The 12,456-nt window shown below is 43.7% G+C and carries 9 protein-coding genes; 4 read left to right on the top strand and 5 right to left on the bottom strand.

Annotation, left to right across the window (positions count from 1 at the left end; all coding sequences use genetic code 11):
* Positions 1–8: 8 nt before the first annotated feature.
* Both AB4Z08_RS07685 and AB4Z08_RS07680 read left to right on the top strand, forming a co-directional pair.
* Positions 9–1,496: a SusD/RagB family nutrient-binding outer membrane lipoprotein gene (locus AB4Z08_RS07685; protein WP_441573145.1), complete on the top strand. Its 1,488-nt coding sequence runs from the start codon at positions 9–11 to the stop codon at positions 1,494–1,496.
* A 113-nt stretch (positions 1,497–1,609) separates the two neighbouring features.
* The gene (locus AB4Z08_RS07680) at positions 1,610–2,326 is read left to right on the top strand and encodes a DUF2490 domain-containing protein (RefSeq protein ID WP_441573144.1); all 717 of its coding nucleotides are present in this window, start codon (positions 1,610–1,612) and stop codon (positions 2,324–2,326) included.
* A 10-nt stretch (positions 2,327–2,336) separates the two neighbouring features.
* Here AB4Z08_RS07680 and AB4Z08_RS07675 read toward each other — a convergent pair whose 3' ends face one another.
* From AB4Z08_RS07675 to AB4Z08_RS07665, 3 genes are all read right to left on the bottom strand, one after another.
* Positions 2,337–2,825 (bottom strand): YcxB family protein, encoded by a 489-nt coding sequence (locus tag AB4Z08_RS07675; protein ID WP_441573143.1) that lies wholly within the window; start codon positions 2,823–2,825, stop codon positions 2,337–2,339.
* Between the two features lie 20 nt (positions 2,826–2,845).
* Positions 2,846–3,346, bottom strand: coding sequence for a hypothetical protein (locus tag AB4Z08_RS07670; protein WP_441573142.1), 501 nt, complete (start codon positions 3,344–3,346; stop codon positions 2,846–2,848).
* A gap of 549 nt (positions 3,347–3,895) precedes the next feature.
* The gene (locus tag AB4Z08_RS07665) at positions 3,896–7,189 is read right to left on the bottom strand and encodes a vitamin B12-dependent ribonucleotide reductase (RefSeq protein WP_441573141.1); all 3,294 of its coding nucleotides are present in this window, start codon (positions 7,187–7,189) and stop codon (positions 3,896–3,898) included.
* 326 nt (positions 7,190–7,515) lie between these two features.
* Here AB4Z08_RS07665 and AB4Z08_RS07660 point away from each other — a divergent pair, with 326 nt between their 5' ends.
* On the top strand, positions 7,516–8,271 hold the full coding sequence (locus AB4Z08_RS07660; RefSeq protein ID WP_133806845.1) for a geranylgeranylglyceryl/heptaprenylglyceryl phosphate synthase: 756 nt from the start codon (positions 7,516–7,518) through the stop codon (positions 8,269–8,271).
* 99 nt (positions 8,272–8,370) lie between these two features.
* Here AB4Z08_RS07660 and AB4Z08_RS07655 read toward each other — a convergent pair whose 3' ends face one another.
* On the bottom strand, positions 8,371–9,099 hold the full coding sequence (locus tag AB4Z08_RS07655) for a LytR/AlgR family response regulator transcription factor (RefSeq protein WP_079469799.1): 729 nt from the start codon (positions 9,097–9,099) through the stop codon (positions 8,371–8,373).
* 91 nt (positions 9,100–9,190) lie between these two features.
* Positions 9,191–9,988 (bottom strand): sensor histidine kinase, encoded by a 798-nt coding sequence (locus AB4Z08_RS07650; RefSeq protein ID WP_441573140.1) that lies wholly within the window; start codon positions 9,986–9,988, stop codon positions 9,191–9,193.
* Positions 9,989–10,450: 462 nt separating this feature from the next.
* On the opposite strand from AB4Z08_RS07650, the gene dxs reads away from it, so the two are divergent.
* Positions 10,451–12,376, top strand: coding sequence for a 1-deoxy-D-xylulose-5-phosphate synthase (dxs, locus tag AB4Z08_RS07645; protein ID WP_441573139.1), 1,926 nt, complete (start codon positions 10,451–10,453; stop codon positions 12,374–12,376).
* Positions 12,377–12,456 lie beyond the last annotated feature (80 nt).

Genomic DNA, 12,456 nt, shown 5'->3' with positions numbered 1-12,456 from the left:
TTATGAAGATGACAAAGACGATTTTGAAATATAGTGGTGCATTACTTTTTATTGCTTCCCTGGCTATCATCGGTTGTACAAAATTGGATGATATGAACAAGGATCCAACCAGACCCACCACCACAGAACCACAATATCTGCTCACCGGAGCCCAGAAATCGGCAATGGACATACTCTACAGCGGTTTACAGAATGGCTTTATCGCCATGCATTATGCACAATTCTGGTCAGGTAATGCAAGAGTAGCAGATAGCCAGTATCAACTCGATGAAGGTAATAACACCGCCTTTTGGAATACACTGTACACTTATTCGCTGCATAACCTGGACGCCCTCATTACGATGAATAAAGCCAAAGCTGGTCAGCCAGGTGTAGCCAATCAAAACGCTATTGCCCAGATCATGCGCGCCTGGCTGTTCCAGGTACTGGCAGACACCTACGGTAATATACCTTATTCACAGGCGTTCCAGAATACGACCAACATTGCGCCTAAATATGATGATCCGAAAGCAATTTATAATTCGCTGATAGATACCTTGCAGGCGCAAATAACGATACTGGACGCTTCGCAGACCAGTTTTAGTACAGGAGATATTATTTACAAAGGGGATGTCGAAAGCTGGAGAAGACTGGCACATTCACTCCTCCTGCGCATGGCCATCCGTATGGTAGACGCCAATCCGGAAAAAGCAAAACAGATCATTGAAGCCAATTATCAACAAGCCATTAGTAACAATCTACAGGGAGCACAATTCCAGTATGTAGATGCGGTCCCCAACAGATATCCGCAAAATGATAAGGATCGGGCTATCATCGACTTCTCCATAAGCACTACACTGCTGGATTACATGAATAGTCTGAATGATCCACGCCTGCCAATATACGCACGGCCCTCCAAAGCCGATACGGTGTTCAGAGGATTACCTTATGGCTGGACTACCTCGGATCCGCAGCACAAATCAGATGTTTTCTACGCTACTCCCGGCACACAAATATATAGCACTACTATGCCAGGCATCCTGATGAGTTATTCAGAAGTAGAATTCATCCTGGCAGAAGCAGCCGCACGCGGCATGAACGTAGGTGATGCGGCTACACATTATACCAACGGTATCAAAGCATCTATGCATTACTGGCGCGATCTGACTAAAACAGCCATCGCAGATACCACCATCGATGCTTATATCGCCAAAGTGCCTTATACAGCGGCAGACTGGAGAAATGTAATCGGCACCCAGAAATGGCTGGCACTGTACCCACAAGGTTTCCAGGCATGGTTTGAAAGAACCAGGCTGAAATTTAAAAAACCAGGTGGACAACCGCTGTTTATGGCGCCTAAATCCGGGGTACTGGACGCAAGTGTTACAGAAGGAGTGCCTTATCGTTTAACTTATCCAATACCGGAACAAACACAGAATAAAGCCAATTATGACGCGGCCGCAACAGCTGTTGGCGGCGACTTCAAAGGCACCAAACTGTGGTATAACAAGTTTTGATACAACAATCAACTATAGCTAAACAACAATGTGACGGCGCCTGCATCTGCAGGCGCTTTTCTTTTTTTAGCACCGGTTTAATTATCTTTAAGCCGAACCTATATTCAGCAATTATGAGGAAAGTACTGCTCACAATGGCCCTGCTGGCCATTGTCCGTTTTGTATCAGCACAGGATATGACGCAAGCCTACCAAAATTGGTATACCTATTTTGGTACCATGAAACTCAATAACAAATGGGCAGTTCCATTTGATGTTCAACTACGTATCAGAGATGGCATCAGCAATAAAGGACAATTACTGATGCGCGGCGGACTACAATATTCGCTGACCAAACAGGACCATATTTTACTGGGCTATGCGTACGTGCCTACCTATAATGGCATCAGCAATACCTGGTTACCGGAACAACGCATCTTCGAACAGTATATTCATAAGGCGAAGAAAATTGATATGACGCATCGGGTACGACTGGAACAACGTTGGGTGGCGCAACCCTCAAAACCAGGTAACGCACATGCCATCGGCGATTGGAAATACGGCAACCGGGCACGCTACTTCAACCGCACACAACTGGCCATTAAACATAAAAAAGAAACAACCCCTTTTTACGTAGCCTTGCAAGATGAAATTTTTCTTAATCTGTGGGGAAATGATATCAGCAACCTGCTATTTGATCAGAATCGCTTCCTGGCAGCATTTGGCTACCAGTTCAATACTAAACTGAAAGCAGATATCGGGTATATGAATCAATTGATACAGGTAACGTCTGGTGCCAAAACAATGAATCATATCCTGCATTTCAGCGTATTTCATACCATGGATTTATAAATCCATGGTATTATTTGTAATTGCTGAACTTAGCCTTTAACATACTACTGAAGTTCCGGTATGACTCCTCAGTTTCGAATGCACTGATGGGAATAAGAAAGAAGGTTTTTTTGTCCCTGTATAGGAAGAAGAATTTCTTTGTTTCCACTACCTGAGAAAAGTTACTCCAGCTGATAGCCCGCTGCCGGTCGCTCGCGCGTGTAGAAATTAATAAACCATCTTCGGAGTATTTAAGATGTATACTGTCTTTGAAGGTAGCTGCTTTGTTGTAGATAGAAACAGGCAGGAGATACCAGAATACCCAGCCAAGCACCAATATCATGAGAACAATACCAGTAAGTGCGGCCGAGGTTACCACGCTGAAAAAATAACCTGTTAGTGTAGCTAATAGTAGGATAATAAGGGTATTGCGGAAGACTTTTATCTCTCCCCTCTGCATAAAATGATAGCGCAATGCATGCAACACATCCCCCTTATTGTAATTGAACTCTAAATGCATTATCGCCTGGCAAAACGATTTTATCTGTTAACTGAAATCGACATAGGATTATCCATTTCATCACGCACTGTAACAGGTGCTTCTTTCTTCCGGCCGCGTTTTACATTAGACAGATCGTCTTCGCCGAAACCAGGGAAGTTTTTCTTGATGAACAGGAAATATTGCTGCAAGGTTTTGGGATCCACTTTAAAAGGGAAAGCCAACTCCTTACCACTTCCCTTGAGGAAGTCGTTTGTATTTAATTTGGTCTCGTTTTGTAAATACCACTTGTATAAATCCACAATAGCTTTTTCCAACTCGCCTTCATCAACTTTCTCAGCTGTTTCAACTCGTGGAAACATTAACACAAACTCTTCTACCCGTACAGGTTTGGTATTATTTGCGTTTTTAGAGTTATTACGGTTATCGTTGTTATCACCGTTTTTCTCTCCGTTGTTATCTCCATTCTTGAAACCAGTGTTGGCATTTGCTGAAGCGGCTGCGGCCAAAACTACCAACAGCATTAACAACAGCTTTTTCATAAGGTGTCAAATTTTCGAGTCTAAAAATACAATTATATTTTGAGATTTCTAATAGATTAAAAAATATGCGTAGAAACCCCTGAAAAAACAAAAGCAATGGACGAACCATTGCTTTCGAGAGTCATTTACAGTGCATGATGAGTCATGCGGTGTAGGAATATTTGGTTTTTCATAGGACAGTAACCATAATAAAAATTAATACAATAACAAATATAATAAAATTATACCGTGACTCAGACAAAAGTACAAATATTAGAAATATTCAAATATTTCAAGGCATAATTTTAAAAGATGCAACAAAATCGATTTAAATAGAAAAAAATCAAATGGAAAATTGGGCGGTAAAAAATAAGAGAGAAGTCTTAACCCCAAAAGAGAAAGGTAAAATCAGGTATTTCTTAAAAAAAGTAAGGGCGCCTAGAAAAGCGCCCTCAATTTGTTACTATCCTATGAAAACCCTATTTGAATACAAAGGTAAGGGCATGTTATTTTTCTTTGAAATTTTAGAGGCACAATAACATATCATTAACAAGAAGTTGCAACATCAAATCAGCTACAACCCATACTGCTGCCGCAATTCAAACATTTGTAACAGGTTCCGGATCGCACAGTGATATGCCCGCAGGTATTACACGCTGGCGCATCACTTTGCATGCTCTTCAAATAATCCTGTGTGGTACTTTCCTGTTGAAATACGCCAACAGTCTGCGTTTTGGGAGTACGCGGCGCTGCCTTTCCTCCATTATTTACCGGCACCTGCGAACGGGTCGCTTCGTCTTCTTCCTCATCTTCTCCTGTATTACCTGGCGCATCTAACACATGCACGAGGTCTGTTCGCCCCAGATATTCATATCCAAGCACACGGAAAATGTAGTCAATCAATGATGTAGCAGACTTAATATTGGGATGATCCACCATACCAGCCGGTTCAAACCGCGTAAATACAAACTTATCAACAAACTCCTCCAGCGGTACCCCATACTGCAATCCTACAGAAACCGCTATTGCAAAGCAGTTCATCAAACTGCGCAATGTGGAGCCTTCCTTTGCCAGATCGATAAATATTTCACCTAACGTACCATCAATGTATTCCCCGGTACGCACAAAAATAACCTGCCCACCTACATTCGCCTTCTGTGTAAACCCACCACGCTTGGATGGTAAAGCCTGCCGCTCCACAATCCTCGACAACTGCCGCTTCAACGTAGTGTCCCTGCTGGCCAACATCCGTTTATTTACTTCTTCCAGTAACTCATCTATGGTCAACTGGTTCAAATCCTGCACCACTGCTGGTGTTGTACCAGCCTCCGTTTTCTTCTTTTTATCGCTTTTATTGCTCAATGGCTGACTTAATTTGCTGCCATCGCGGTATAAAGCACAGGCTTTCAGCCCCAATTGCCAACTCATCTTATAGGCATCCGCAATTTCTTCTACTACTGCCTCATTAGGTAAATTGATGGTTTTTGAAATAGCCCCTGAAATAAATGGCTGCACAGCCGCCATCATCCTGATATGACCATGGGGATGAATATAGCGCTCACCATGCTTGCCACACTTATTTGCACAATCAAAAACAGACAAATGCGCATCTTTCAGGTAAGGAGCTCCTTCTACCGTCATAGTGCCACATACAAAATCGTTGGCGGCATCTATCTGATCATCTGTAAACCCAAGCGCATGCAGTAAACTAAACTCGAGGTTATAATATTCTTCTGCCTTGAATCCCAACCGCTGCAAACATTCCTCTCCCAAAGTATACACATTAAAAACAAAGGAAATGTCGAAGGAAGACGCCACAGCCGTATCCAGCTTCTTCAATTCTTCTCCCATAAATCCCTTTTCACTCAGGGAGGGATGGTTAATATAAGGCGCTCCCGCAAAACTGCCAGTTCCTTTGGCATAATCCACAATAGCCTTGATTTCGTGAGGGGAGTAGCCCAGGTTTTGTAACGCTGTGGGAATCGACTGGTTAATAATCTTGAAATAGCCACCGCCTGAGAGCTTCTTAAATTTCACCAGCGCAAAATCCGGTTCTACTCCGGTGGTATCACAATCCATCACTAAACCAATAGTACCCGTTGGCGCAATAACAGTCGCCTGCGCATTACGGTAACCGTATTGCTCTCCCAGCTTTACCGCCTCATCCCAGGCTTTAGTAGCAGCTTTCAGCAGGTAATCTGCACAGTACCGTGCATCAATGCCCTTGGGTTTTATTTCGAGGCCATCATAGGCATCTACCGCATCATAGGCCGCTGCCCGGTGATTACGCATTACCCGGAGCATATCTTCCCGGTTTTCCCCATATCGTGGAAAAGCGCCCAGATGAGCAGCCATCTCTGCTGATGTTTTATAAGCAACTCCCGTCATAATAGCGGAAAGAGCTCCCGCAATACCACGAGCCTCTTCACTGTCATAAGCAATTCCACTCACCATCAGCATAGACCCAAGGTTGGCATACCCCAAACCCAGCGTACGATATTCATAACTGAGCTGAGCCACTTCTTTAGATGGAAATTGCGCCATCAGCACAGAAATCTCCAGCACCACGGTCCATAACCGCACAGTGTATTCAAAACCCTTTACATCAAAGAGATTCTTTTCATCATCAAAAAACCGCCGCAGATTCACCGATGCCAGGTTACAGGCGGTATTATCCAGGAACATATACTCTGAACATGGATTGGACGCATTGATACGCCCACCCTGTGGACAGGTATGCCATTCATTAATGGTGGTATCATACTGAGTACCGGGGTCAGCACAACGCCAGGCGGCGTAGGTAATCTGATCCCACAAGTCCTTTGCCTTCACCGTTTTCAGGGTTTTACCACCATTACGGCCTTTTAATTCCCAGTCACCGTCCGCTTCCAGGGCACGAAAGAAAGTATTAGGAACACGAACGGAATTATTTGAATTCTGACCTGAAACAGTTTTATATGCATCCCCTTCATAATCAGAAGAATAGCCTGCAGCAATGAGCGCGGCCACTTTCTTTTCTTCTTCCACTTTCCAATTAACAAAATCCATGATCTCCGGATGATCCAGATCCAGACACACCATTTTTGCTGCCCGCCGGGTGGTACCACCTGATTTAATCGCACCCGCTGCCCGGTCTCCAATCTTCAAAAAACTCATTAATCCACTGGAAGTCCCGCCTCCACTCAATTTCTCTCCATCTCCCCGGATATGAGAAAAATTGGTGCCTACACCGGAACCATATTTAAAAATGCGCGCTTCCCGCATCCACAAATCCATAATGCCGCCTTCATTCACCAGGTCATCACTCACACTCAAAATGAAACACGCATGCGGCTGAGGACGCTCATAGGCAGAAGTCGATTTTTCCAGTTGCCCGGTATGTTGCTCCACATAATAGTGCCCCTGAGGCTTTCCCTTGATACCATAACTCTCAAATAGCCCCGTATTGAACCATTGTGGAGAATTAGGCACACAAGATTGATTAAGCATCACGTAACTCAGCTCTTCATAAAATATCCTGGCATCCTGTTCAGACGCAAAATAACCGTATTTCTCCCCCCAGGCGCGCCAGCAATTAGCCATACGATGTACTACCTCCTTTATGGAAGTTTCCCGCCCCGATGTACCATCCGGTTGCGGCACACCCGCCTTTCGAAAATATTTCTGTGCCAGTATATCCGTGGCGATCTGCGACCATCCTGCTGGTACTTCCACGTTATTCATTTCGAAAACAATATCCCCACCGGGATTGCGTATAACGGAAGAACGCAGCTCATACGTAAATTGATCGTAAGGACTCACACCTTCTTTAGTAAAATGACGGGAGAACGCGAGACCACTCGTACTATTGACTGGATTTTTCATGCCCATAACTTTTTCTTAGGTGATACAAATGAGTTAGTAATGCGGAGTACTCTAAAATTAATTTTTAAATACGGGGACTGATCCTTTTATTTTGCACAGATTGTGGATAATTGCTCAAACAGTTTGCCAACACATTTGTTATAACCCCTAAAGAAATCCGGCTTAAAATTTGTCGTTAACAAGAAATTTGCAGTTGTATAACATATAATGAAGTAGGTATCATGAAGTTCATGAATAGAAAATGAATTGAATGCATATTTATATAGCACTGTGTGTTATTAATAAAAATATTATACATTTGCGACAACCGGAACAATGCGCTATTGATGTACAATAACATATACACTTCGTTCATCGAAAGAAAGGCTAAAAAGGAAAAGGCATTCGCGGTTTTAATTGATCCGGATAAGGTAACACCTGCCGATATCATAGAAATTGCAGCCAAATGCACTGCTGCCAAAGTTGACTATATCTTCCTTGGAGGCAGCCTGGTGATTTCTGATCATCTTGATGAATGCGTACAGCAGCTGAAAGCCAGCTGTGATATACCCGTTGTATTATTTCCCGGAAGCCCTTCACAGGTATCTAAATATGCAGATGCCTTACTTTACCTGTCTGTCATCTCTGGCAGAAATCCTGAACTACTGATTGGCCAGCATGTGGTATCCGCTGCTGCTGTCAAAAAAAGTGGATTGGAAGTGATTTCTACCGGTTACATGGTGATTGATGGTGGAGCTCCCACTACTGTATCCTATATCAGCAATACCACACCTATCCCGGCAGACAAGGCAGATATTGCCATGTGTACCGCTATGGCTGGTGAAATGCTGGGCATGAAAGTGATTTATATGGATGCCGGTAGCGGCGCCCGTGTACCTATCACGGAAAGTATGATTAGTCGTGTTGCGAGCCAGGTACAGGCCCCCATTATTGTAGGTGGAGGTATCAGGGACGCTGAAAAGGCTTACCTGAACTGCAAAGCCGGCGCTGATATCCTTGTAGTAGGCAACGCCATCGAAAAAGACCTTTCGCTGATTAAAGAACTGGCAGATGCCGTGCATTCTGTACCAGTAAAAGCATAAAGCTTTTAGACATTAGCTATTAGCAGTTAGCCGAATACAGCAAGTATATTACTCCGCTGCATTCGGCTAACTGCTAATAGCTAACGGCTAAAAGCTTTTTTACAGACTCATCATTTCCTTAAACTTCACTGCCTGCCTGCGGCTCACTTCAATTTTTTCGCCGCCGCGCATTTCCAGCAACAGACCGCCATTGAAGTAAGTATCAATTTTTTCAATCATCCGCAGATTTACAATATGTTTACGGTTGGCACGGAAAAAAGTACGCTCGTCAAGCCTTTCTTCCAGCGCATTCAATGATTTAAGAATCAAAGGTTTGTTCGTTTCAAAATACACCCTCGCATAGTTACCTACGCTTTCAAACAGACGTATTTCCTGCAATTTCACAAACCAGCAACGATCCCCGTCTTTCACAAAAACCTGGTCATTCTCAGACAATAAGTTGCGGATACCACCTGATGCAGCCAAACGATCCTTCTCATCCTGCTGATGCAATTTATGAATCGCATCCGCCAAACGCTTAGGCTCTACTGGCTTTAACAGGTAATCCAGTGCATTATACTCAAATGCTTTCAATGCATACTCGTCGTATGCAGTTGTGAAAATCACCTGGGGTGTTTTTTCCAGCTCTGCCAACAAGTCAAACCCCGTCTTGTCGGGCATCTGGATATCCAGAAACAGTAAATCAGGATGCAGTGTTTCTATCTTTTCTATACCATCCTTCGCGTTCACAGCTTCTCCCACCACCACTATCTCCGGGTGATCTGCCAGCAATTTTTTCAGTTCACTCCTGGCCAGGCGTTCATCATCTATTATCAATGCTTTTTTCATTGGCAATATGAAGTTTGGTTGATGATTTAATTAATTAAATAATAATAGCCATACCCACTATTCAGCGGCTACAGCAGTTTATAACAAGTGATTAGAGCAAGGGCATTACTACAGTAGCTTCTACCGTTTGCTCGTCTTTATTCCTGATTTCAAAAGAAGCCCTGCTGCCAAACAAAAGACTTAACCTTTGCCTGGTGCTTTGTAAACCAAAGCCATGGCCATTTATACTGTTTTCTACTATTTGTCCGGTATTCTCAATGGTAATTACATGCTGCATACCCTTCAGGGAAGAGTTAATATAAACCGAGCCTCCTTTGATAATGCGGGAAATACCATGCTTGATGGCATTTTCCACCAGTGTTTGCAACATCATAGGTGGCACTTGCAACTCCAATGTATCCGGATCAATTTCATACTTCACATTCAGGCGCTCCTCAAAACGGATATGTTCCAGTGCAAGGTAATCCTTTACTATATTCAATTCGTTTTCCAGACTCACTGTCTCCGCCTTCTCCGTTTGCATAGAACTGCGTAATATATTGGAAAGCTCTGTTATAGCGGTTCTGGCTCGTTGAGGATTCTCATCTACCAACGCCCTGATACTGTTTAACGCATTAAAAATAAAATGCGGATTTAACTGGGCCTTAATTGTTTTAAGTTCCAGCTCTTTCACGGTCGTTTCCAGCTTCAACTGATCTACCTGTGAACTCCTGTTCCGTTCTATATAGTGCCAGATATAGTAGATCATCCACCAGAAAAAAGCAATACCAAATGCAGATACCAGCCCCTTGATGATGCTGGGAACAAGATCTTCCTGCTTATATTTAAATACAAAGTACATCAGCCCGTTATAACTCATATATAACGTCACTGCCGTACCAGCCACCATGGTAAAAAATAAAAAAATCTGCTTTTCAGAACTATAAGTTACCCAGTTACGCCTGTTAATCAATGTCCGGAAAAGATGCGTTAAGGAAAGTCCTAATGTAATGAATATCAATAAATTAATGAAGTCAGATAGTCTAAGTATCGACTTATCAAGGGCGTAGTAAAAAAAACAATTTAACACGAAATAAGCCGACCACCCCAAAATCTGACACCACCAATATTTGTTTATTTGTCTAAACATTAAATCAAATTAGTAAACTTCACCTATATTCCAAAAATACCCTACAGCTCCCCCCGCAGAAACCTAAATGTTATAAATGGTGAATCAAAATTGGTAAATGGCAGATGCCTCTATCTGAATGGTGAGATATCTCCATTCTGTCCTAGTTTCCTGGTACAGGATCACGATTTACCACATATTTTTATGTATTTTTGTTACTTAATATAAACCCTGAGCCCAATTATGAATATTAAGGCAGGTCAACTGTTGAGCCAGATAGAATATCCCGCTGATTTGCGAAAGCTGAATAAAGAACAGCTTCACCAGGTATGTGAGGAGCTGCGTCAATACATTATTGACGTTGTAAGTGTGCATGGTGGCCACTTTGCGGCCAGTCTTGGTGTAGTCGAGCTGACAGTAGCTTTGCATTATGTTTATAACACGCCATACGACCAGTTAGTATGGGACGTAGGTCACCAGGCGTATGGTCATAAAATCCTGACCGGTCGCCGGGAAGCATTTCCTACCAACAGGAAATACAAAGGACTCAGCGGATTTCCGAAAAGAGATGAGAGCCGGTACGACACCTTTGGTGTAGGCCACTCCTCTACCTCCATTTCTGCAGCACTGGGTATGGCCATGGCCTCCCACTATAAAGGTGAATTTGACCGTCAGCACATTGCCGTTATTGGCGATGGCGCCATGACAGCAGGCATGGCCTTTGAAGCACTGAATCACGCCGGCGTAGCTAACGCCAATGTGCTCATTATTCTGAACGACAATTGCATGTCCATAGATCCTAATGTGGGTGCATTGAAAGAATACCTCACAGATATCACTACTTCTCCCACCTACAACAAAGTAAGGGACGATGTATGGAACCTGTTGGGAAAACTCCCTGTAGGCAAAAAATTCACCCGTGACATGGCCTCCAAACTGGAAGCCAGCCTCAAAGGTGTTGTATCCAAATCCAGTAACCTCTTCGAAGCACTGAAGATGCGCTATTTTGGCCCCATCGATGGCCACAATATCACCAAACTGGCTGATACCCTGCAGGACCTGAAAGATATTCCCGGCCCCAAACTGCTGCATATCGTTACCACAAAAGGTAAAGGCTATGCCCTCGCAGAAAAAGATCAAACCACCTGGCATGCGCCAGGACTGTTCGATAAAATCACCGGCGAAATATTCAAAAAACCAGTGACCACCCCTCAACCTCCTAAATACCAGGACGTTTTTGGCCACACCATCATTGAACTCGCAGAACAAAACGATAAAATCATCGGTATCACCCCCGCTATGCCTTCCGGCTCTTCCCTCAAATTTATGATGGAGAAAATGCCGCAGAGAGCATTCGATGTTGGTATCTGTGAACAACACGCAGTAACCCTATCCGCAGGGATGGCTACCCAGGGCATGCGTGTATTCTGTACGATCTACTCTTCTTTCTTTCAACGTGCGTTCGATCAGGCCGTTCATGACGTAGCCATTCAAAAACTCCCCGTTATATTCTGCCTGGATAGGGCAGGACTGGTGGGAGAAGATGGACCTACACACCATGGCGCCTACGATATCGCCTATATGCGTGGTATCCCAAATGTAATCATCAGCGCACCAATGAACGAAGAAGAACTGCGTAACCTGATGTACAGCGCACAACTACCGGAAAACGATATGCCTTATGTTATCCGCTATCCACGCGGACAAGGTGTAATGCCCGAATGGCGTACACCGTTTAAAGCAATCAAAGCTGGTACCGGCCGTAAAATCCGTGATGGTAAAGATATTGCCATTCTCTCCCTCGGACATACCGGCAACTTCGTTACAGAAGCCTGTAAAGAACTGATAGGAGATGGGCTGCAACCCGCTCACTACGATATGCGCTTTGTAAAACCACTGGACGAAGCCATGCTCCACGAAATATTCCAGTCATTCGACAAGATAATTACCGTGGAAGATGGAACCATAGTAGGTGGCTTCGGCAGCGCCGTAATAGAATTTATGGCCACCAACAACTACAGAGCAGAAATAAAAAGATTAGGCATCCCTGATAGATTAATAGAACACGGTAAACCGGAAGAACTCTATCGCGAATGCGGATTTGATGCCGCCGGCATTGCCCGCACTACCAGGGAGATGCTGAAGGAAAAAATTACGGTGACCATTTAAATAGAATTACGAATTAATAATTACGAATTACGAATTTGGTAGTAGATAGAAGCGATTGATCGTTGACCATCTCCCACCAA

This window comes from Chitinophaga sp. RAB17, from assembly GCF_052114225.1.
Taxonomy (GTDB): Bacteria; Bacteroidota; Bacteroidia; order Chitinophagales; family Chitinophagaceae; genus Chitinophaga.
The sequence above is the reverse complement of the archived record's forward strand: the minus strand, read 5'-3'. Positions and strand labels throughout refer to the sequence as shown.

Bases quoted from the DNA above. Each gene is read 5' to 3' on its own strand.
- AB4Z08_RS07685 (WP_441573145.1), top strand. From the start codon at position 9: ATGACAAAGACGATTTTGAAATATAGTGGTGCATTACTTTTTATTGCT.
- AB4Z08_RS07680 (WP_441573144.1), top strand. From the start codon at position 1,610: ATGAGGAAAGTACTGCTCACAATGGCCCTGCTGGCCATTGTCCGTTTT.
- AB4Z08_RS07675 (WP_441573143.1), bottom strand. From the start codon at position 2,825: ATGCATTTAGAGTTCAATTACAATAAGGGGGATGTGTTGCATGCATTG.
- AB4Z08_RS07670 (WP_441573142.1), bottom strand. From the start codon at position 3,346: ATGAAAAAGCTGTTGTTAATGCTGTTGGTAGTTTTGGCCGCAGCCGCT.
- AB4Z08_RS07665 (WP_441573141.1), bottom strand. From the start codon at position 7,189: ATGAAAAATCCAGTCAATAGTACGAGTGGTCTCGCGTTCTCCCGTCAT.
- AB4Z08_RS07660 (WP_133806845.1), top strand. From the start codon at position 7,516: ATGTACAATAACATATACACTTCGTTCATCGAAAGAAAGGCTAAAAAG.
- AB4Z08_RS07655 (WP_079469799.1), bottom strand. From the start codon at position 9,099: ATGAAAAAAGCATTGATAATAGATGATGAACGCCTGGCCAGGAGTGAA.
- AB4Z08_RS07650 (WP_441573140.1), bottom strand. From the start codon at position 9,988: ATGGTGGCTGGTACGGCAGTGACGTTATATATGAGTTATAACGGGCTG.
- dxs (WP_441573139.1), top strand. From the start codon at position 10,451: ATGAATATTAAGGCAGGTCAACTGTTGAGCCAGATAGAATATCCCGCT.